The organism is Thermosediminibacter oceani DSM 16646 (assembly GCF_000144645.1).
Taxonomy (GTDB): Bacteria; Bacillota; Thermosediminibacteria; order Thermosediminibacterales; family Thermosediminibacteraceae; genus Thermosediminibacter; species Thermosediminibacter oceani.
Window position 1 is genome coordinate 1,135,297 of the sequence record NC_014377.1, and the last position, 20,781, is coordinate 1,156,077.

20 protein-coding genes, 1 tRNA gene and 3 pseudogenes are annotated in these 20,781 nt (G+C 42.1%); 18 read left to right on the plus strand and 6 right to left on the minus strand.

Annotated features, from left to right (window positions below; all coding sequences use genetic code 11):
• Positions 1–40 precede the first annotated feature (40 nt).
• Positions 41–244: pseudogene (locus TOCE_RS12920) on the plus strand (hypothetical protein); the annotation flags it as partial.
• A gap of 582 nt (positions 245–826) precedes the next feature.
• Here the strand turns inward: TOCE_RS12920 and TOCE_RS05805 are convergent.
• Positions 827–1,330, minus strand: a pseudogene (locus TOCE_RS05805) (transposase); the annotation flags it as partial.
• Positions 1,331–1,643: 313 nt separating this feature from the next.
• Between TOCE_RS05805 and TOCE_RS05810 the strand changes: the two are divergent.
• From TOCE_RS05810 to TOCE_RS05870, 15 genes are all read left to right on the plus strand, one after another.
• Positions 1,644–2,693 (plus strand): M42 family metallopeptidase, encoded by a 1,050-nt coding sequence (locus tag TOCE_RS05810; RefSeq protein ID WP_013275961.1) that lies wholly within the window; start codon positions 1,644–1,646, stop codon positions 2,691–2,693.
• Positions 2,684–3,697 carry a M42 family metallopeptidase gene (locus tag TOCE_RS05815; RefSeq protein ID WP_013275962.1) on the plus strand — a complete coding sequence of 338 codons (1,014 nt, stop codon included), beginning with the start codon at positions 2,684–2,686 and terminating at the stop codon, positions 3,695–3,697. Before TOCE_RS05810 ends, TOCE_RS05815 begins: the two co-directional genes overlap by 10 nt.
• A 2-nt stretch (positions 3,698–3,699) precedes the next feature.
• Positions 3,700–4,677, plus strand: coding sequence for a M42 family metallopeptidase (locus TOCE_RS05820; protein WP_041423881.1), 978 nt, complete (start codon positions 3,700–3,702; stop codon positions 4,675–4,677).
• Between the two features lie 256 nt (positions 4,678–4,933).
• Positions 4,934–5,101 (plus strand): hypothetical protein, encoded by a 168-nt coding sequence (locus tag TOCE_RS12300; protein WP_187286561.1) that lies wholly within the window; start codon positions 4,934–4,936, stop codon positions 5,099–5,101.
• Between the two features lie 115 nt (positions 5,102–5,216).
• Positions 5,217–6,380, plus strand: coding sequence for a tetratricopeptide repeat protein (locus tag TOCE_RS05830; RefSeq protein WP_013275965.1), 1,164 nt, complete (start codon positions 5,217–5,219; stop codon positions 6,378–6,380).
• Positions 6,381–6,396: 16 nt separating this feature from the next.
• Positions 6,397–7,158: a 5'/3'-nucleotidase SurE gene (surE, locus tag TOCE_RS05835; RefSeq protein ID WP_013275966.1), complete on the plus strand. Its 762-nt coding sequence runs from the start codon at positions 6,397–6,399 to the stop codon at positions 7,156–7,158.
• A gap of 23 nt (positions 7,159–7,181) precedes the next feature.
• Positions 7,182–7,343, plus strand: coding sequence for a YpmA family protein (locus TOCE_RS11910; RefSeq protein WP_013275967.1), 162 nt, complete (start codon positions 7,182–7,184; stop codon positions 7,341–7,343).
• A 65-nt stretch (positions 7,344–7,408) separates the two neighbouring features.
• Complete coding sequence (locus TOCE_RS05840) at positions 7,409–8,521, plus strand: PRK06851 family protein (protein WP_013275968.1); 1,113 nt, start codon at positions 7,409–7,411, stop codon at positions 8,519–8,521.
• A gap of 101 nt (positions 8,522–8,622) precedes the next feature.
• Positions 8,623–9,351, plus strand: a complete 729-nt coding sequence (locus TOCE_RS05845) for a DUF6612 family protein (protein WP_013275969.1) — start codon at positions 8,623–8,625, stop codon at positions 9,349–9,351.
• 43 nt (positions 9,352–9,394) lie between these two features.
• The gene (locus TOCE_RS05850; RefSeq protein ID WP_013275970.1) at positions 9,395–10,594 is read left to right on the plus strand and encodes a pyridoxal phosphate-dependent aminotransferase; all 1,200 of its coding nucleotides are present in this window, start codon (positions 9,395–9,397) and stop codon (positions 10,592–10,594) included.
• 48 nt (positions 10,595–10,642) lie between these two features.
• The gene (gene purB, locus TOCE_RS05855; RefSeq protein ID WP_013275971.1) at positions 10,643–12,070 is read left to right on the plus strand and encodes an adenylosuccinate lyase; all 1,428 of its coding nucleotides are present in this window, start codon (positions 10,643–10,645) and stop codon (positions 12,068–12,070) included.
• Positions 12,071–12,157: 87 nt separating this feature from the next.
• Complete coding sequence (locus TOCE_RS05860; protein WP_013275972.1) at positions 12,158–12,403, plus strand: hypothetical protein; 246 nt, start codon at positions 12,158–12,160, stop codon at positions 12,401–12,403.
• Positions 12,404–12,518: 115 nt separating this feature from the next.
• Positions 12,519–12,728 (plus strand): FmdB family zinc ribbon protein, encoded by a 210-nt coding sequence (locus tag TOCE_RS11915; protein ID WP_013275973.1) that lies wholly within the window; start codon positions 12,519–12,521, stop codon positions 12,726–12,728.
• Positions 12,729–12,786: 58 nt separating this feature from the next.
• The gene (locus TOCE_RS12110; protein WP_148218392.1) at positions 12,787–12,993 is read left to right on the plus strand and encodes a hypothetical protein; all 207 of its coding nucleotides are present in this window, start codon (positions 12,787–12,789) and stop codon (positions 12,991–12,993) included.
• 106 nt (positions 12,994–13,099) lie between these two features.
• A complete protein-coding gene (locus tag TOCE_RS05870; protein ID WP_013275975.1) occupies positions 13,100–14,236 on the plus strand; it encodes a DUF362 domain-containing protein in 1,137 nt (378 codons plus the stop codon).
• Positions 14,237–14,267: 31 nt separating this feature from the next.
• Here the strand turns inward: TOCE_RS05870 and TOCE_RS05875 are convergent.
• Positions 14,268–14,343, minus strand: a tRNA-Trp gene (locus tag TOCE_RS05875).
• A gap of 185 nt (positions 14,344–14,528) precedes the next feature.
• On the opposite strand from TOCE_RS05875, the pseudogene TOCE_RS05880 reads away from it, so the two are divergent.
• Positions 14,529–15,671, plus strand: a pseudogene (locus TOCE_RS05880) (transposase family protein); the annotation flags it as partial.
• Positions 15,672–16,354: 683 nt separating this feature from the next.
• Positions 16,355–16,960 (plus strand): transcriptional repressor LexA, encoded by a 606-nt coding sequence (gene lexA, locus TOCE_RS05890; protein WP_013275978.1) that lies wholly within the window; start codon positions 16,355–16,357, stop codon positions 16,958–16,960.
• A 1-nt stretch (position 16,961) separates the two neighbouring features.
• On the opposite strand, the gene TOCE_RS05895 is transcribed toward lexA, so the two are convergent.
• From TOCE_RS05895 to spoVK, 4 genes are all read right to left on the minus strand, one after another.
• Complete coding sequence (locus TOCE_RS05895) at positions 16,962–18,227, minus strand: methionine gamma-lyase family protein (RefSeq protein WP_041424111.1); 1,266 nt, start codon at positions 18,225–18,227, stop codon at positions 16,962–16,964.
• 252 nt (positions 18,228–18,479) lie between these two features.
• On the minus strand, positions 18,480–19,085 hold the full coding sequence (locus tag TOCE_RS05900; protein ID WP_013275980.1) for a UbiA prenyltransferase family protein: 606 nt from the start codon (positions 19,083–19,085) through the stop codon (positions 18,480–18,482).
• Entirely contained in the window at positions 19,066–19,587 is a 522-nt protein-coding gene (locus TOCE_RS05905; RefSeq protein ID WP_013275981.1) for a GTPase, read from the minus strand. The genes TOCE_RS05900 and TOCE_RS05905 overlap by 20 nt, the downstream gene beginning before the upstream one ends.
• Positions 19,588–19,717: 130 nt before the next feature.
• The gene (gene spoVK, locus TOCE_RS05910; RefSeq protein WP_041423882.1) at positions 19,718–20,683 is read right to left on the minus strand and encodes a stage V sporulation protein K; all 966 of its coding nucleotides are present in this window, start codon (positions 20,681–20,683) and stop codon (positions 19,718–19,720) included.
• Positions 20,684–20,781: the final 98 nt, after the last annotated feature.

Genomic DNA, 20,781 nt, shown 5'->3' on the forward strand with positions numbered 1-20,781 from the left:
ATTATAGCAAAAACTTAAAGCTTCTGGTAATCCCCAGGTTATCGCTCAAATTACTATCTCTTTGTTAGAGTTCCATTCCTTTAAGGAAACCGCTAAAATTTTAGGTGTTTCTACAAGATGGATCTATAAAATAGTGGAGCGTTTTATAAGAAGGCGCTATGGTATACGCTGCCGTAAACACAGGACAGTTAACGGTTCTCGCCGCTTTGCAGTAGATTTCTCAGCATTTGAACCTTTTTCAATTACAGGTGGCCGCTTTGGCAAAAACATGAACGGAATGATTCCTGTTGCTGTTGAGGCGTTAAAGTTTTATCGCTGCCTTTATCATTCTGCAATTGGTTCTATGCCTTTTAGATCATTTTTCTAATTCCGTTTTCTTGCTTTTTGATATACTCTGCCCTGGGATAACATACTCAGAATAAAAAGCTATTGAATGAAGCTATGGTATATCTACACAGTTTTAGAAAAATATAATTGACAAGATAGGTGAGAAAAAATATAATTAAATTATTATTAGAAAAATTTTAATAGTATGTATTAAATGATAAAGGTTTTTTAACGTGAATCTCTGAAATCAATAAGAATCTATTGTATAAATTACTGAGAGAAAGGAGGGAAGTGAAATGATCGAGATTATATTTGAAGAAGTAAAAGTTGAGGATTTGGAAATTGAAAATGTAGTAGAGTCGAAGTCTCATGCTCATTAAAATTTTAGAAGAATCAGATACTTGTTTATCTGATTCTTTCTCGTTTAATAATGTAAAATATTATGGCCTCGTATGCTTTGATATAAAGTTCAGATAGTAAAAAAAACAGTCGTTAATCCTGCGGTTTTAATGACGAAGGGGAATTTCTTTTCTCTAAGAGGCCTGGAATTCCAGGCTGTAACAATAGGGTCAAGGTTTTTACATAGTTCAGAGATTGTAGATTTTGAAAACTCGGTACCGCAAAGCTCGTAGGTTATTTCTTCAATTTTCCGGGTAGATACCCCGTTAACCACCATTTCCATTAATGCCAGTAAGAGAGCCTGTTCGCTTTTCTGGTAACGGCGAAAGATGTCAGTAGTGAGCTTACCGTTGCGGAGCCTTGGAACTCTTAACGTAAGGGTGCCGACTCTGGTAACAAGATTTCTCTGATGGCAACTGTTAAGGTAATCTTTTCTCTCTTCGGTTCTTTCATAAGGTTCAGCTTTGATTTGCTCGGTGGCCTGTGCTTGTAGTATTTGGTTGAGTACGGACTCCAATAGTTTGGCCATCTCTTCATCTTTAGCTCCTTTTAAAAAGAGGTGGTGCAAAATTTCAGAATCAATGGTAATATTATATTGAGCCATTTCTCATTCCTCCAGTTAGGTGTTTGGGGTCTCAATTTAATTCTAACCAGAGGGGTGAGGGTGGCTCAACCTTTTTAAAACTCCCTTTTTATACAATTATATGGACTTAACTTTTAACACTCCTTTGATACTGACTCAAAGATTGGAAGGAAATAAGTGCTAAATAGGTGTAGATCTAACGGAAAAGCGAATGAAAATTTTTTACAAGACTAAGATTTTGATATTTATATACGCTTCTTATAAATTTTTGTCCCAAATGCAGGAAACTTAGAAAAGTTGTAGAAGTAATAATCTAAAGAGAGGGGGAGTAAATTTGGATGTCAGGGAATTGCTGATGGAACTTTTATCAGCTGATATACCGTCCGGATGCGAAGTGGACAGATCTAACTACTTGGTACAAATCTTTCAAAGGTACTGCGAAGATGTATCGGTTGATAAGCTGGGCAACGTAATAGCAAGAAAAGGAGCAAAGGACGCAAAAATAAAGGTCATGCTTGCTGCGCATATGGATGAAATAGGTTTGATGGTAAAACAGATCGACGATAGGGGATTTATCCGTTTCTCCTATATAGGAGGTATAGATCATCGTATATTACCTGCCCAGGAAGTAATAATTCACGGTAGGGAAAAAGTTCCGGGTGTAATAGGCAGCAAGCCTCCTCATATGCAGGAACCTGAAGAGAGGAATAAAGCCCTTAAGCCCGAGGACATGTTCATCGATACCGGCTTGCCGGCAGAAAAAGTAAGAGAATTGATCAGGATCGGGGATGTTATTACCTTCAAAAGAAAACCGTGTGAACTTTTGAATGGGTGTTTTTCCGGAAATGCTCTAGATGACAGGGCGGGAGTGGCCACTATTCTTTATTGCCTCGAGGAACTCGATAAATTACAGTTTTCTGCAGAAGTTTATGCCGTAGCTACCGCCCAGGAAGAAGTGGGGCTTAGAGGAGCTATAGTAAGCAGTTATCATCTCTATCCAGATATAGGTATAGCGGTTGATGTCTGCCATGGCAATATGCCGGATGTGTCTGAAGAGGAAACCCACAAGCTGGGCAAAGGTCCGGCTATCGCCCTGGGACCCAATATCCATCCGAAGCTGTTTGATAGGCTAAAAAGCATCGCGGAAGATTACAACATTCCGTACCAGTTAAATCCCGAACCCTCAGCAACGGGTACCGATGCCTGGGCAATGCAGATAACCAGGCAGGGTATTCCCACAGCGTTGATTTCAATTCCGCTCAGGTACATGCACACTACGGTAGAAACGCTCAACCTTGATGATATAAAGATCAGTGGACGGTTGCTGGCACTTTTCATATCGTCGCTCGATAGAGGTTTTGTGGAGGGGTTAAGATGTTATTAAAGGAATTGACGGAGGCTTTCGGCGTTTCCGGAGCAGAGGAAGAGGTTAGAAATATCCTTAAACGTGAAATAGAAGGTCTGGCAAAGCTGAGGACCGACGCCCTGGGCAACCTTTTCTTTGAAAAACCCGGAAAAGATAAAAAACCTAAGATAATGCTGGCCGCCCATATGGATGAAGTCGGCCTTATGATCACGTCTATAGGTAAAAACGGCTGGCTTAAGTTTGACACTGTTGGTGGAATAGACGACAGGATCCTGGTCTCAAAAACGGTTCTAATAGGTCCTAAGAAGGTGAAAGGGGTTATAGGGGCAAAAGCCATACATCTGCAGGAACCTAAGGAACGGGAAACAGCGTTAAAGTCAAAGAATCTATACATAGATATAGGTGCCAAAGATAAGGAAGATGCGGAAAAAAAGGTCAAAGTAGGCGATTATGCCGTTTTCGATTCCCAGTTTGAACGCATCGGTGATTTGATCAAAGCAAAAGCCCTAGATGACAGGGTAGGCTGCTATATAATTACCGAGATCCTGAAAAAAAATTATGACCTTACTATCGCTGGTGCCTTTACAGTTCAGGAAGAAATAGGCCTGAGAGGTTCTGCAGTGGCAGCTTACGCCATCGAACCCGATGTGGCGATCGTTATAGAAGGGACTTTTGCCGCCGACGTGCCTGAAAACAAAGAAGAAGGTTATAGTACCACCCTAGACAAAGGACCTGCAGTTACCCTAATGGACAAAACGTATATCGCCGACAGGCGACTGGTAGATAGAGTGATTCAGGTTGCGGAAAGAAAGGGAATTCCCTGCCAGCTGCGCAGGACCGCTTTTGGTGGTACTGACGCAGGTAGGATACATACGACAAAAGAAGGCATACCTACGATAGTGATTTCGGTGCCGTGCCGGTACATACATTCACCTGCTGGGTTGGCGAGCCTTACGGATATACAAAATACAATAGCCTTAATAGACGCCCTCATTATAGATTTTCAGGAAAGGGGTTTATGAAGATGAAAGAATTGATAAAAAAGCTGACCGAAACTTATGGCCCCTCGGGCGAAGAGAGCAAAATCCGGGAAGTTATAATAGATGAAATAAAGGACTATGTCGATGAGATTCGCGTGGATGTCCTGGGAAATATAATCGCAAGAAAAGCCGGGACGGGCGAAAAGATGATGCTGGCTGCCCACATGGATGAAATCGGCGTTATAATCACAAACATTGACGACAAAGGTTTTCTCAGGTTTTCCAACATCGGAGGGGTATCGCCCTTTACCCTAATAGGCGAGAGAGTTATTTTTGAAAACGGGACCGTAGGTGTTTTCGGGATGGAAAAACTGGACTCAATAAAAGATTTGAAGTTCAACAAGATGTTCATCGACATCGGCGCGAGATCCAAAGAAGAAGCGCTAAAGAAGGTGCGCCTGGGAGACAAGGCGGTCTATTACAGGAGCTGCGATATAATCGGAGATTGCGTAACAGCCAAGGCCCTGGATGACAGGGCAGGATGCGCCGTACTGATACGAGCTTTGCAGAATCTTAAAAATCCTAAGTTCGATACCTATTTCGTGTTTACGGTACAGGAAGAAGTTGGCCTGCGTGGTGCCAGAACTTCGGCTTACGGAATAGAGCCGGATCTTGCCATTGCCGTAGATGTGACGTCAACCGGAGACACGCCCGAAGCGGAGAAAATGGCGGTGGAGCTGGGCAAAGGACCTGCTGTGAAGATAATGGACCGATCGGTGATTTGTCATCCGAAGATAAAGGAGATGCTGATAGAGACCGCTGAAAAAAATAATATCCCCTATCAGTTAGAAGTGCTAGAATGGGGCGGAACCGATACGGGAGCCATTCACCTTACCAAGGCCGGAGTTCCATCCGGTTGTCTTTCCATACCGACAAGATATATCCACACGCCATCGGAAGTGGCTTCAATTGATGATATCGAAAAAGCAACAGAACTGCTGCTACGCGTTCTGGAAAAATAATCCGAGGGAAATCCCTCGGATTATTTTAATTTGAAAAAAAATATGCACGAGATTCTCATGTCTCCCATAGATTTATATTGATAAAACGAAAGGGAGGCGTGGGAACATTAACATGGAGATACATTGCCCTTTTTTAAAAAAATACAAGGTTTTTGATCTCATCAATGCAAAAAGTGTAATTTACAGGTGCGAGCTCGGAAAGGTTCTTTTAAAACAGAAGGACTTAAGCAAAAAATGGGCCTGCGGGGGTTGTACAGTGCCCTGGATACTGGCGGGCGAGCACTGTAAGTATTTAAAACCAAGAAAGGATTTTATATTAAGGGGTTCGAGCCAGACATGGTTCACCTGCGAATTGCTGGATATATGTCTTGAAAGACCCTACGAATTCTGTGATGCCCATTGCCAGCATTACATTCCGGTTTGAAGGTATCTGGTATGGGCATATTTTCATACAAGAGTACTCAACATAACGACTCACTTAGCAGGAAAATAAAAGAAAAAATAGAATAATATGTAATAAAAAGGAAGGGGGGGATTGGATGAATAAAACAGAAGCTCTGCACCTTCTTTCTAGGGCTTTCAACAGGAGATTTGTATCTATACCGCACTTTTATTTGAGCATTTTGTACAGAACAAACATGTACGATCTCGCTCTTGATTATGTCAGGAAAATGTTACTTAAGTCACCCGGATTCGATCTATTCTGCTGGGGTGGGCTAATTTGCTATTTCAAGAGGGATTTGAACGGGGCTTTGCGTTATTTTGAAAAGGCTCTTTCTGTAGAGGATGCCCAAGAAATAAGTTATTTCCTCGGAGAAATATACCTGGAATTGATGGAGTTTGAGAAGGCGGAGAAAAATTATGCCTCGATAGTGGACAACCCGGCATTAAAGGCAAAAGCGATGTACGGGCTTGCTTTGTGTAAAATTGAGAAAAACCAGCACAGGGAGGCCTTGAAGCTGCTCAACGATGCTTTAACAGAAGCCAAAAGTGCTGACTACGTAAAGATTCAGAACAAAAAAGGGCTTTGCCTGATGGAAATGGGACTCTTGGAAGAAGCGAAGGCATGTTTTTACGACTGTTTGAACCGGGCACCGGGAGACAATAACGCAAAGTTGAATTTGGCTCTGGCACTGAGCAAATCGGGGGAATACGAAAAAGCTATAAATCTATATAAATCGGCTTTATCCAGATTTCCACATGATATAATTGCTATTAACAACCTGGCATTATGCCTTGCCGCATCGGGGCGCTACGATGAGGCCCTTGAGTACTGCGAGAGGGGGCTGGCTATGGACCCTCTTAACGGAGATCTCCTGATAAACAAGGGCTACTGCCTGTACAAACTGGCGGACTATAAAAAAGCCATAGACTGCTTTAAGGAAGCCGAAAAGCATGTCAAGGATGACTTTGTAGTGAAGAACAATATGGCGTTGTGTCTTATGGCTTTAAAAAAATACGGTGAGGCCCTCCAGTTGTTGGAGGATGTTTTGCAAAAACAAAGGAGCGATGATATATTAATAAATAAGGCCTTCTGCCTACTAAAGATGGGACTTTATCAGGAGGCGGCAGAATGCTATAAAGAGCTAGAAACAAGGATCGCGAACAAGGCCGATATTTATACCATGCTTGGTATATGTTTTGAGAAAATGGGAGAGACTGAAAAAGCTGTTGAATATTACAACAAGGCATTAATTGCTTAAGGACAGGGGTGCAGTAATGAAAATTCTTATTACAAATGACGATGGCATATACGCCGAAGGCCTTTTTGCGATGGCAAGGGAGATATCCAAAATTGCCAAGGTGACGATTGTGGCTCCCGACAGAGAAAGGAGCGCCACGGCACATGCTATAACCATGCACAAACCTTTAAGGGTGGAGAGGGTCAATCTTCACGACTGCCACGTGGAAAGCTGGATGGTGAACGGAACTCCGTCGGACTGCGTAAAGCTGGCCCTCGACGCACTGCTCAACGATGTACCGGATCTGGTGCTGTCGGGAATAAACAGGGGCCCCAATTTAGGCACCGACGTAATTTACTCCGGCACGGTATCGGCCGCTATCGAAGCGGCGATTTACGGGATTCCTGCAGTGGCCTTTTCCGTCGCCGCGTATGAGAACGTATCGTACGATTATCCGGCGCGCTTTGCGAGAAAGCTTTGCGTGAGCGTAATGGAAAAGGAGTTTCCCAAGGATACTTTATTGAACGTCAACATACCTCCCTTAGACGAAGAGGACATAGCAGGCGTTTTAATAACGCACCTGGGGAGCAGAAAGTACAAAAACTGCTTTGACAGAAGGCAGGACCCGAGAGGCAAGACCTATTACTGGCTGGCAGGAGAGGCGGTCGAGGACCTGGATGACACCGGTTCCGACGTTTGGGCGATCAAAAATAATTATATTTCGATTACACCAATTCACTTTGATTTGACTAATTACGAAGTAATTGATACTATAAAACAATGGGAATTGAAACCATAAAAAAATTGGAAAGGAAAGTTTGAATGGAAGCTAAACTGGAATTGGTGGCCAAAAAAGAATTTAATTACAACGACGAACTGTATCGGCTGGTGGATTTCCTTAATAAATCGTTAAAAAAGAAGGGTTTTATTTTTGGCCTATCAAAAGAAGGCGATAAAGCTCTGATAACAATATATGAGACCTGACATACACCAATCGTGCCTCCTTTTAATAAGCTGTATATGAAAGGCTTTTTAGAGGAGGCATTTTTATGGAAGGACGTATAAAAAGATTTTTTCCCGGCGGAAGCACTTGTAGGGGGTACGTGTCGTTTTTTGATCATATACTGCCATGGGCACAGGCGAGTAAAATTTTCGTAATAAAAGGAGGACCCGGGGTCGGAAAATCCACCTTCATCCGGGAAATAGGAGAACGTATCTCGAAAAGAGGAATAGATATAGAATTTCTTCACTGTTCGGCCGATAGTGGTTCTCTGGATGGGGTTGTAATACCCCGATATGGCATTGCCCTTATTGATGGAACGGCACCCCACGTGATTGATCCTAAGTATCCTGGATGTGTGGACGAAATCATAAATCTAGGGGACTTCTGGGATGAAACTGGTATAAGAAAGCATAAAAAGGATATGCTTGCACTACAGGAAGAAATAAGCAGGTGCTATAAGAGGGGTTTTGGTTATCTGAAAGCGGCCAAAACTGTATTTGATGAAATGCAGGAAATATATTCATGGAGTATTGATGAAAAAAAGGTTTGCCAAACCTGTGAAGAAGTAATTAATAAAGTATTTTCAGATGTCCGTAACAAAGAGAAAGTGTCAAGGCAAAGGCATCTGTTCGCCAGTGCCATAGCACCGGAAGGCTTGGTAAATTTTTTAGATAATCTTTTTGAGGGTGTTAAAGAGCGTTTCATTTTGAAAGGCGCGCCGGTGTTGGCAAGAACCCGTCTGCTCAATGCGGTACTGGACATGGCCCTGATGAAGGGGCTTGATGTTGAGATTTTCCATTGTCCTTTGTCTCCCGAGAGAGTGGAGCATATCATAATTAAAGATCTGAATGTAGGATTTATTACTTCGGTAGAACCGCATGTTCTTTCGCAGGAAAAGCCGGATGATTTGATAATAAACTTTGATGAAGCACTCACCGACTCAGAGTTCAGCAGATACGTGGACGACGTTGAATACTATAGAAAGATTTTGGCTGAACTGTTGGATAAAGCCGTCGGGTGTTTTGGTCGAGCTAAAGCTCTGCACGATAGACTGGAAAGTTTTTATATAACAAACATGGATTATAATAGAATTAACCGAAAAATGGAAGATACTTACGGAGCAATCATAAAATTAATTGATAGTGTCAACAGCGAGTAAAAAAGGGGGGATTCCCCCTGTTTTTTATTGTTTTAAGAAGGAAAACTAAAAGTAGATGAAGAATATCTTATGAAGATACTGCTTTCAGGGGGACTAAAGTGATGATATATAGTAGTTTAAAGTCGGCAAAATATTTCGCAGTTTACGTAATAGCGACCTTAATTATTTCCATGGTTTTGGCTGGTTGCGGCGACAGGTTCAAAGATCTGTCACCAAAAGAAGCAGTCATTAAAGCCAACGAAAAATTAAAAAATGTATCAGGTTATAGAATGAATGTCGATGCTGAATTGATGATAAAGGACATTAAACAACAGCTTACCCTTACGGGAGAAGTAAGGAACCCGGATCAGGTTCATTTGGCCGGAGATCTTGCAGGCATGGAAATTGAAATTTACCAGAAGAAAGACAAATTTTTTATAAAAAACCCTCTTACCGGTAAATGGGTTGAGACTAAGGAAATGGGGCTCGGGGATATGAACGAGATCATTTCAACTCCAGAAAAGACTTTAAACGATTTGAAGGACATGATATCGGAAGCTGAATACCTGCCCGATGAAAAGGTAAACGGGATCGACTGCAAGGTAATAGAATACATACCTGATCAAGAAAAGTTGAAAAAAATCGTGTTTGAAGGCACCGAGCCCGGGAGTATAAAAAAGGCAAAGTACAGGATATGGATTGGCAAAAATGACTTTTTAATTTACAAAATGAATATTGATATTAAATACGATGCTGCTAAAACAGGAGAGCAATCTATAAATATGACGGTACTGCTTTACGATTTCAATAATGATATAAATATAAATTACCCGAAAGAATTGGCATCCTGATTTTTATAAAAAATATAATAAATAATAAGGAGGGTCTTACTAGATGAATCTTTCTCACAAAGCACGCAACATCAGTCCCTCTCCCACGTTGGCGGTTGACGCTAAAGCAAAACAGCTCAAAAGCGAAGGGTACGATGTTATCGGCTTTGGTGCTGGTGAACCTGATTTTGACACGCCGGATTTCATAAAGTCCGCCGCTGTAAATGCCATTAATCAAGGCTTTACCAAATATACTCCCGTTGCAGGCATTCCCGAGCTCAAAAAAGCCGTGGCTGATGTATTAAGACAGGATATAGGCGTTTCCTATGAAGCCAATCAGATTATAGTATCGAACGGTGCAAAACAATGCCTCTTTAATGCCTTATATTGCCTGTGCGATCCCGGAGACGAAGTTCTGGTCCCATTGCCGTACTGGGTGAGCTACCCGGAGCTCGTAAAATTGTGCGGTGGAACTCCGGTCATGGTGCCCACATCGGAGGCGCAGGACTTCAAGTTAAAAGCAGACGCTATAAAACCCCTTATAACCAAAAAGACCAAGGTACTGATAATCAACAGTCCTAATAACCCCACCGGAAGCGTTTATACGAGAGAAGATCTGGAAGAAATAGCTAAGTTAGCGCTGGAAAACGATATTTTTGTAATATCCGACGAGATCTACGACAGGCTCGTCTACGACGGGGAAACCCATGTAAGCATAGCATCGCTCAACAGCGATATCTACAACAGGACACTGGTAGTAAACGGTGTTTCTAAAGCTTATGCAATGACAGGGTGGAGGATAGGTTTTGCGGCAGGTCCCCGGGAACTCATCAAGGCGATGACCGATTTACAAAGTCATGCAACGTCAAACCCTAACTCTATAGCCCAGAAAGCCAGCCTTGAAGCTTTGACGAACCCCGCCAGAAAGCAGGTCATTGAGGCTATGGTGAGGGAATTTTCAAGGAGACGGCAGTATATGGTGGAGAGAATAAACAAAATAGAGGGACTGTCCTGCCGGATGCCGAAAGGGGCATTCTACGTAATGATGAACGTATCGGAAACCTTCGGCAAATACATAGACGGTAGGATTATTAAGGATTCCACAACCTTTGCCGAGGCTTTGCTTGAAAAATATAAGGTTGCGGTGGTACCAGGTATTGCCTTCGGAGCCGACGATTATGTAAGGCTTTCCTATGCCACTTCTATGGAGAATATAGAGAAGGGATTGGACAGAATACAACAGTTTGTTGGTGATTTGAAATAAAGCAGGCGTTATTTCCTGCTTTTTATTTTAGAAAAGGAGCTGACATGGATGAAGCAGTATTTTGAGAATCCTTTAGCAGCAAGATACGCCAGCGAGGAAATGCTAGAAAATTTTTCTCCGAATAAAAAGTTTGCAACCTGGCGAAAATTGTGGATAGCTTTGGCTGAGGCCGAAAAGGAACTCGGGCTTCCAATTACCGAGGAGCAGATAGATGAGATGAAGGCCCACGTAGAGGACATTAACTTTGAAGATGCCGAAAGGTTTGAGAAAATCACCAGGCACGACGTAATGGCACATATATGGGCCTTTGGAAAACATTGTCCCAAAGCAAAACCCATCATACACCTTGGGGCTACAAGTGCCTTTGTAGGAGATAATACCGATATTATTCTGATGCGGGACGGTCTTCATATAATAAAGAAAAAGCTTGTAAACGTTATCGACAATTTAAAGCAGTTCGCACTGAAATACAAGGACATGCCGACCCTCGGTTTTACCCATTTTCAGCCGGCCCAGCTTACTACCGTCGGCAAGCGAACGTGTCTTTGGATTCAAGACCTGGTCATGGACCTTTGGGACCTGGAATACACCGAGCAGAACCTTCGGCTAAGAGGGGCCAAGGGTACAACCGGTACCCAAGCGAGTTTTATGAAACTTTTCGAAAATGATGAGGAAAAGGTCAGAATGCTGGACCGGTTAATAGCTCAAAAAATGGGATTCGACAGTACTTTCCCCGTGACAGGCCAGACGTATCCGAGAAAACAGGATTCCCGTGTACTCAGGGTGCTGCAGTCCATTGCCGAAAGTGCCCATAAATTCGCTTGCGATATAAGGCTGCTGGCGAGTTTGAAAGAAATCGAAGAACCTTTTGAAGAAACCCAGATAGGTTCGTCAGCTATGGCTTATAAGAGGAATCCCATGCGCTGTGAGCGCATGACTGCCCTGTGCCGTTATGTGATAGTCAACGGTCTCAACCCGTATCTTACCGCCGCAAATCAGTGGTTTGAGAGGACCCTTGATGATTCTGCCAATAGAAGACTCGTCATCCCGGAGATGTTCCTGGCAGCAGACGCTATACTGAATATTTACATGAACGTGAGCAAGGGGTTGGTGGTTAATCCTAAAGTTATTGAAAAACACGTGATGGAAGAACTGCCTTTTATGGCGACGGAAAATATACTGATGGAAGCGGTGAAGAGGGGCGGTGACAGGCAGGAACTCCACGAAGCCCTGAGGATATATTCTTTAGAAGCTGCAGCTGAGGTGAAGGAAGGGAAACCCAATAATTTGATCAACAAAATTGCCGGCGATACCAGATTCAAAATGACTAAAGAAGAGATCATTAAAATGATGGATCCTTCTATTTTCATAGGCCGAAGCCCGGGGCAGGTGCTAGAATTCGTCCATGAAATCGTCGATCCGATATTAAATAAATACAAACAATACCTGGGAGCTACAGCCGATCTCAAAGTATGATTTTTAAATATTCCCCTCGTATAGCTACTATTAGGCTTATGCCTGTAAATATAATTAGTATTAAAATAACTTTTGGGAGGGGTAATCTTGTACACCTTGCCGGCCTTTAAAATCCAGTGCAAGCCCTCTTATATCGAAGGCATCGAAACCTGTGAAGATGCAATGCGGCGACAGGATTGGGGCGGTGAGATGCTAGGGGTTAGGTGCCCGAAGTGCGAAGAGCTTTTCTTTCTGTTTTGCACCTACCAAAAAGACGATTTTGGTAGCTTTAAAAAAATGTGGGGGTTCTGCACTGGATGCGGGCACAGGTTTGAGGCTGTAGTTAACAAATAAGTTTTTGCTAATAACCCGCCAGCAATGAATCCGGTGGGTTTCTTTTTTACGAAAAAAACTTTATAATTTATTATTGAGGTTTTTTAATAAGATCTACAGCAAAGGAGAATGTCGCATGCCGACCTATGATTTTGTGTGCAAGAAATGCGGTCATAAGTTCAGCGAATTTGTTTCTTTGAGAGAGAAGGAAAATGTAAAATGTCCGGTGTGCAATGGGAATGTTGAACAGCGCTTTACTGATTTTATGTATATGGGGAAAGGTGGGGCTGGAGGCTCCGCATCCGGAGGCTGCAGCGGCGGATGTGGCAACTGCAGCGGTTGTTGATAGGAGGGTGTACTGCATTTAAGAGCCTTCAAAAAGTCCGCCTCCGTGTTTATGAATCTTGGATGAGCGTAGTGGAATAATAACTTTAGGAGGTGGATTTATGAAGGGCAATACCACGAGCTGGGTAGTTGCGTGTGTCGGGGCAGTCGTGGCTGGAGTCGGCACAATGGTAGGAGGTACTCTGGGCGCCGGTATAACCGGCTTCGGACTTGCGCACATAGTCCTCGGCATACTCGATATGTTCAGACCTACCGTCCGCCAGTGATTTTATAAACCCTGCAGAAAACGCAGGGTTAATTTTTGTTTCAGCAACTTTATATTTATATTGAAAAATAACGACGTTGATATAGAATAAGTCTGGGGGGATTTTTATGTCGAAGGTAGCTATAATCAGATGCGACGAGTATGACAGAACCTTGATTGAAAGCGGATTGGAAAAGGCGATGGATGCAATTGATGCAGATCTTTCCGGATACCGAAAAATCTTACTGAAACCTAATCTGGTTATGAGGAAAAAGCCGGAGGATGCTGCCACAACTCACCCCGAAGTAGTCGGAGCAATGATCAACCTTTTGAAGAAGAAGGGGATATCTCCGCTAGTTGCGGAAAGCCCGGGAGGACCGTACACTCGAAAAAGACTCGAAGCGGTTTACGAAACCACTGGAATTAAAGACGTGTGTCTTCAGACAGGAACGGATTTAAATACTGATCTTTCGTCCAGAGAAATAAGTATCGATACCGGGTCTGCGTTGAAAAAGATTTCCGTTATTTCTCCTCTTCATGAGTGCGATGGTGTAATTTCTATGGCAAAGTTCAAAACCCATAGAATGGCTGTATTTACCGGCGCTGTGAAAAACCTCTTCGGTTTAATTCCGGGAGGGCAGAAGATAGAACTTCACTTCAGGTTTCAGGAACCACTCAGATTTATGGATATGCTTCTTGATTTGTACCTTGCTACTTCACCGGTTCTTTCGGTGATAGATGGCATATGGGCTATGGAAGGAGAAGGTCCAACAGCTGGAAACCCGCGAAAGCTTGGGATAATAATAGTATCGCAAGATGGGATCGCAGCGGATTACGTTGCGGCGAAAATAATAGGCCTTAAAATCGAAGAATTTCCTCTGATAAAAAGAGCTCTGGAAAGGGGATTGTTTAGAGAGGAAGACGTAAAGGTAAATGTGGTGGGAGGAAAGCTTGAAGACTTAATGGTTTCAGATTTTAAAATACCGCGAAGAAAGGATATTAACTTCCTTAAACGCTACTTACCGGGTAGGATCGAAAAGTATGTGAGGGATATATTGACGCCGAGGCCCGTGTTTGTAACCCGAAAATGTCTGGGGTGCGGTGAATGTTATGCTACCTGCCCGGCTAAGGCAATAACTATAAAAAATAAAAAAGCAGTAGTGGATCTAAAAAAATGTATAAGGTGCTATTGCTGTCACGAACTTTGTCCTGAAAAAGCGGTGGAGATAAAAAGAAATATAATTTTTGAGACAATTTTGAAGTAATAAATAACATTGTACATTGTACATAAAAAAATGGCAGGGGAGACAGGACTCGAACCTGCAGCCGGCGGTTTTGGAGACCGCTACTCTGCCAATTGAGCTACTCCCCTGCGACAATTATATTATATAATATCTTAATTATAATGTCAAAGGGTTATTTCTCGGCATTTGTAGATGAGCCACAGTTTCGTTCACACTACTTTATTAAAGTGAAAAAGACATTGCAAAGGGTGGGTATCCCTGGGGTATTATGGATATGGAACAACAGAAACCCACTAAGGAGGGATCCCACCCAATGACATTATACCAAAAACTTAAAGCTTCGGGTAATCCCCAGGCTGTTGCTCAAATCACTATCTCTTTACTTGAGTCTCATTCCGTTAAAGAAACCGCTAAAATCTTGGGTGTTACTCCAAGATGGGTGTATAAATTAAGAGAGCGTTTCAGGCTTTCTAATGGGGATATATCGGCCTGTATCAAAAAACGAGGACCTAAATTCCGCATGCCTAACAGAACTCCGGAGCACATCGAAAATTTGGTCGTTACTCTGGCAAAAGAAACTAATCTGGGCTCTAAAAGGCTGGCATTGTTCATTAAAAATACCTTCAATATTCAACTTTCCCCTTTTACTATTCGAAATATTAGAAGACGTTACGGTATACACTGCCGTAAACACAAGACGCTTACCGGCTCCCGCCGATTTGCTACAGATTTCTCCGCCTTCGAACCTTTGCAGCTCTGGCAGATCGATGCAAAACATATCGCCGATCAATCGGCTTTGCCTCCCGAAGCTTATGCATCTATTTTCAAAAATAAGCTGCCTCCTTTTCAGTTCACTGCTATTGATATTAAAACAAGGTTGCGCTTTATTGCGTATGCCGATTCTCTCGATTTTAAAAATGGGTTGACTTTCATGCTGCTTGTGGCAGCCTGGCTTAGAGCCTTCGGTGTAAAACATCAACTCTTCTTTCAAACAGACAATGGAGCAGAGTTCGGAGGCAGTGCCGGCTCTCGTAAAAGAAAACTCATTCAAAAACTTATTTTCGATCATTGGAACGTATCTTTGCTTAATATCCCGGAAAGGAATAAGGAAACAAATTGCTTCGTTGAACGCTCTCACCGCACTGATGATGAGGAGTTTTACGCTTTAAACTTGAAAAAAGTAACTTCAAGGACTTCATTCCTAAAGATGGCTCAAAATTGGATACTATATTTCAACTACAGGCGGCCGCATTTTGGCAAAAACATGAATGGAATGACTCCTGTTGAGGCGTTGAAGTTTTATCGCTGCTTTTATCATCCTGCAATTGGTTCTATGCCTGTAGTTGTTTTGGATCAGCTTTCTAATTACACTTCTTTGCTTTTTGACATCTCTTCTTTGCCCTGGGATAACCTGCCCAGAAATAAAAAGCTATTGAACGAAACTATGGCACATTACATTATTTCTCGGCATTCCTCATTATATATCTCTTTATCGGTTTTGTTTTGTTATAATATTGTTAAGAAATCCCCGAGTCAACGGTTAGAGGGTAGAGGGTGTAAAATTACAAGGAGCAGGTAATAGCGGGAAAAGGGGGGTGTTGTTCCTGAAAAATGATTCGTTAAAAGAGAAAAATAAATTTGAAAAGGATATAGAAGATTTGCAGGATTGGTTAGATCATCAGTATAATCCCTGGCACTATGTAGGTACGGGCCGAGTCCCGAGACCTGTGAGCAAGTTGAGTAAATATCCTCTTTTACTCATTATTTTCGGTGTATTAAATATTGTTCCTGTCATAATGTTTTTCATTTTTTCGGAAATTACCTGGTCTTCTTTAATATCTTTAATCATACCTTTCCTTATATCTATTGGTCTTATAATCGGAGGTATTCAAAAATATTCACGAATGAGAGGTCGTAAGAAACACCTATAATGAATAAGCCCTGCTTTTTTGGCAGGACTTATTTTATTATTAATCTTGCTTTTTAGCTGTAAGTTTACATAATATATATTATCGGACGTTGTATCTATCCCGAAAATTAGTTTATACATCCTATCCCATTTTTTCAAACAAATGTTTAAAAAAACCGTAAGTTGTGGTATAATTATTTAAAATTTTATTTTACGGAGTGATAATTATAATGTATGAAAGCCTAACACCCCGCCAGAAACAGATACTAGATTATATTTACGATTTTTTAAATAAAAGAGGTTATCCTCCTTCAGTGCGGGAAATATGCTCTGCAACTAACTTAAAATCTACCGCTACCGTTCATTCCTACCTCGTACAACTTGAGAAAAAAGGATATATTTCAAGGGATCCTCAAAAGCCTAGGGCTATAGTCGTGATGGATAAAAAAACTTTAGGCAAGGATATAGTTCCGGTGCCGCTGGTAGGCAAAGTAACCGCCGGCCAGCCCATGCTTGCTGAAGAAAATATCCAGGGCGTTTTTTCCCTTCCAAAAGAAATGGTTCCAGACTCGGAAGTATTCATGTTAAAAGTTCAGGGCGACAGCATGATCGATGCAGGTATTTTTGACGGTGATTATGTGATTGTCAAGGTAACCAGTACCGCAGAAAACGGCGACATTGTGGTGGCCCTATTGGGGGATGAGGCCACGGTAAAAAGGTTTTTTAAAGAAAAAGACCATATAAGGTTGCAGCCTGAAAACCAGTACATGGAGCCTATCATCGTAAAAGACGTTAAGATCCTGGGAAAGGTAATCGGCCTCTTTAGAAAATTTTAGTCTACTTTAGGCTGTAAATACCTTCGTCTATCATGTTTTGTAAGGCTTTCATGGCTCCTACTTTTACGTGAAAAAAGCTGATTCCTCCCTGCACGTATACCACATACGGTTCTCTAATGGGTGCATCAGCGCTTAATTCGATCGAAGCCCCTTGTATGAAGCTGCCGCAAGCCATGATAACTTGATGGTCATAACCGGGCATATCCCACGGTTCGGGGACGATACGGGCGTCCACGGGGCCGACTTTCTGTAACCCCCTACAGAAAGAGGTAAGCAATTCCCTGCTCCCCATTTCGATGGCGGTGACTATATCGCTTCTTTTTTCATTGTATGCGGGGTATACTTTAAATCCTGCCATTTCAAAAAACCTGGAGATAAAAATGGAACCTTTCAAGGCTTCTCCCACTACCATCGGGGAATAAAACAACCCTTGAAGGGCTAAGCGGTTGAAAAGCAGCGATGGTCCGCAATTTTTTCCCAATCCCGGTGCGAAAAGACGGTAGGCGCACCGCTCTATCAATTCGTGTTTTCCAACTACATACCCCCCGGTAGGTGTAATACCTCCGCCGGGGTTTTTTATTAAGGATCCGGCGCAAAGGTCTGCACCGACTTCCGTCGGTTCGCTACTTTCCACAAATTCACCGTAACAGTTATCGACAAGGCAGATGACGTCTTCCTTGATTCCTTTTATGTACTTTATAAGCCCTTTTATACTTTCTATATCAAGGGAAGGCCTCAGACTATAGCCCCTCGAACGCTGGATTAATACCATTCTGGTCTTTTCATTTATTTTTTTGCGGATCCCGTCGTAATCCGGTTTTCCATCCAATAAATCAACCTGGGAGTATGAAATATTATAATCTTTAAGAGAACCGCAATTTTCTCCAGATATAACGTCCTTTAAGGTATCGTACGGCTCGCCTGTAACGCATAACAATTCGTCCCCAGGCCTTAATATGCCAAAAAGACAAAGAGTAATGGCGTGGGTTCCGGAGATAATCTGTGGTCTTACAAGGGCGTCCTCGGCTCTAAAAATATGGCTGTAAATGGCTTCGATCCTATCACGACCTATGTCGTTATACCCGTATCCTGTTGAATCGGTGAGGTGGAAATCGCACAGGTCGTTTTCTATCATTGCTGCCGTAACCTTCAGCTGGTTGTATTCTACTATCCTCTCTACTTTTTCGAATTCAGGCTTTATATCTTCCATTACGGAATTCGCCAAAGTTTCAACCTCATCGCTTATAGCATATCGAATTTTAAGCATTTCCGATATTCTACGGTGCAATCCGATCACTGCTCCCTATCTTTTTTATCTAACATTTTATCACAGTAATCTTCTTTGTTCAACGCTCTAAGGCATAAGGGACAAAGAGAGTGTTCCATCATATCTCTTTTTAAGCTGAGAAGTTTTGTGGCACCACCTTCTTCGAAGCCCTCCTTTTTACCGATCCTCCTTCCGATGGCGTACCCGGATAAAAAAATCGAGAGTATCAGGATTACAATCGGTAGAATCTGGTTAAATATTATCCGACACCTCCCCGCAGTGTATTAACAATAATTTTATTATGTAAACAATTGATAGGGTTGAAAAAGCTGCCGCAGTGGCTTTTACGGGATCCAAGTAATATGCAGCTAATAAGCATATAATTGAAAGCAGAATGCACTCTACCCTGCCCAGTTTATTCGCAAGATTCTTTCTGGTAATCGAGTCTTCCCTGTAATCCCTCCAGTCATCCCAGAGCTGTATAGCTAAGATTGTTAATATTGAAGAAAACATCTCGAAAGCACCGAGAATAAAAATTCCAGCAAAAAACATTAAAAGCGATTCCTGATACCCGTATAGGCCTGACGGCATTCTTGCGTTTAAATTCGTGACCATGCCTATTATAAAACTTGAGTAAAACAAGCTTATCGAGGTTTTGAGTTCCAGCAGGCATGCCAAAGAAAAGATTATGATTGCATAAGGAAGGACCCCGGTTTTCAGGTGATCCATTAGGTTTTTCCTTCCGATCAGTATATCGTATTCGTGGTCTATAAAGTCGTCGGTCATTTTAATTACTATACCCGTAAAAAACACGGCCAGCGCTTTTTTTATAACGGGGTCAGATATTATATGCAACAAAAGTTTTCACCTCTTTAAACCCCCTCTTAAACAGAGCCGATATCGGAATTATGAGGTTTCCGTGAAACTCCCTTTCTATACTTTTTAGCCCTTCTTTGGCTTCAGGTAAATCCATTTTATTGACAAGGATCGCATATCCCTTTTTCGATTGTGCGAATTTAGCTATCTGGTAATCCACATCACTGGGCGAACTTAAAAGATCTTTACGATTTACTGCTGAACCGTCTATAATATGTAGTACGACGTCAGAATCGAGGATCGCTGAAAGGGTCTGTGACATAGCTTTGCGCACTTCCTCCCGGTTATGAATGCCGTCAATTAAACCGGTTGTATCTATAAGCTGTATTTTTTTTTTGCCCTTTCCTACAGGCAATTCGACTGTTACAGTTTGGAGGTTGAGGGTTTTATGCGGAATCCCGTCTACAAGCTGCCGAAAGGCTAGTTTATATGTATATTTTTTCTTGAGTTTTGTACCGTCGGGTAATAGAAAATCAAATTCCAAATTTTTTACCCCCAGGTATTCGGCAAAATTTATAATAAAATAGGTTTACCTATTATGACGCATTTTTTCAAGATTATACTTCACCTCCCTCTTGCTAAAAAATATGCTGGATTTAAAGATATTATCCCTTTCACATTTCCTCCATTTCGGCTATGTCTTCTTCCTTTATGTATATTAGATCCTCCCGGGAAATGTGTTTTTGATTTACCAGTCTCAACGCTTGTCGTCTTATGGCCTTTTCTATGAGGTTTCTCACCAGTCTGGCGTTGCCCATTTTATCGTAATACGCACTGTTTTTGCTGCCTTTTAAAACTCGTTCAAGCTTTGCATAGGCTTCCGGAGTCAACTTGTACTGCCTTTTTTCTACCATGATCTTTGCTATCTCCATTAACTCTTCTATGGTGTAGTCGCTGAACTCTATTTGAATCGGAAATCTGGACCTTAATCCGGGATTTGTCCTTAAAAACCAGTCCATTTCGTCTTTATATCCTGCGAGTATAACAATAAGGTTGTCTTTGTGGTCCTCCATCGCCTTTACAAGGGTATCGATGGCTTCTTTGCCGAAGTCCTTCTCCCCTCCCCTGGCCAAAGAGTAAGCTTCATCTATAAACAGTATACCGCCCAGAGCGCGTCTTATCTGTTCTCTGGTTTTCTGAGCTGTATGGCCTATGTATTCGCCTACCAGGTCCGCCCTTTCGACCTCTACCAGATGGCCCTTTTGGAGCACGTCCATCTGCTTAAATATTTTACCGAACAACCTTGCCACAGTGGTTTTTCCGGTGCCCGGATTTCCTTTGAAAATCATATGAAGCACCAGGGGCTCCGATACAAGTTGTTCCTTTTGCCTTCTTTTTTGAATCTCCACAAAGGCCTGTATCTCTTTTACTAACTGCTTCACCTTAGTAAGTCCCACCAGGCTGTCCAGCTCTTTCATAATATCTTCAATCTTCTCTTCTGTTGGAGGCTTTACAGCTTCAGACTTCTTTTCGTCGATTTCTTTAAACAGTATAAAAGCTTCAACAGGGGTTATGGTTCCCTTAGCAAGCATGTCAATGACCTGGTTGGGATTTTCTACCCTGCACTTTAAATTGATCATTGTTTCACACCCCGTCATACAAAATTCCACATTAATTAATTATATTCAGCCTGGTGACTTAGGGACTCAAAAATCAAAAACTCCCAAGACCTTTCTTG

Excerpts from the sequence above, each read along its gene's own strand:
- TOCE_RS05815 (WP_013275962.1), top strand. The coding sequence starts at position 2,684 with ATGTTATTAAAGGAATTGACGGAGGCTTTCGGCGTTTCCGGAGCAGAG.
- TOCE_RS05820 (WP_041423881.1), top strand. The coding sequence starts at position 3,700 with ATGAAAGAATTGATAAAAAAGCTGACCGAAACTTATGGCCCCTCGGGC.
- TOCE_RS05830 (WP_013275965.1), top strand. The coding sequence starts at position 5,217 with ATGAATAAAACAGAAGCTCTGCACCTTCTTTCTAGGGCTTTCAACAGG.
- surE (WP_013275966.1), top strand. The coding sequence starts at position 6,397 with ATGAAAATTCTTATTACAAATGACGATGGCATATACGCCGAAGGCCTT.
- TOCE_RS11910 (WP_013275967.1), top strand. The coding sequence starts at position 7,182 with ATGGAAGCTAAACTGGAATTGGTGGCCAAAAAAGAATTTAATTACAAC.
- TOCE_RS05840 (WP_013275968.1), top strand. The coding sequence starts at position 7,409 with ATGGAAGGACGTATAAAAAGATTTTTTCCCGGCGGAAGCACTTGTAGG.
- TOCE_RS05845 (WP_013275969.1), top strand. The coding sequence starts at position 8,623 with ATGATATATAGTAGTTTAAAGTCGGCAAAATATTTCGCAGTTTACGTA.
- TOCE_RS05850 (WP_013275970.1), top strand. The coding sequence starts at position 9,395 with ATGAATCTTTCTCACAAAGCACGCAACATCAGTCCCTCTCCCACGTTG.
- purB (WP_013275971.1), top strand. The coding sequence starts at position 10,643 with ATGAAGCAGTATTTTGAGAATCCTTTAGCAGCAAGATACGCCAGCGAG.
- TOCE_RS11915 (WP_013275973.1), top strand. The coding sequence starts at position 12,519 with ATGCCGACCTATGATTTTGTGTGCAAGAAATGCGGTCATAAGTTCAGC.
- TOCE_RS05870 (WP_013275975.1), top strand. The coding sequence starts at position 13,100 with ATGTCGAAGGTAGCTATAATCAGATGCGACGAGTATGACAGAACCTTG.
- lexA (WP_013275978.1), top strand. The coding sequence starts at position 16,355 with ATGTATGAAAGCCTAACACCCCGCCAGAAACAGATACTAGATTATATT.
- TOCE_RS05895 (WP_041424111.1), bottom strand. The coding sequence starts at position 18,227 with ATGCTTAAAATTCGATATGCTATAAGCGATGAGGTTGAAACTTTGGCG.
- spoVK (WP_041423882.1), bottom strand. The coding sequence starts at position 20,683 with ATGATCAATTTAAAGTGCAGGGTAGAAAATCCCAACCAGGTCATTGAC.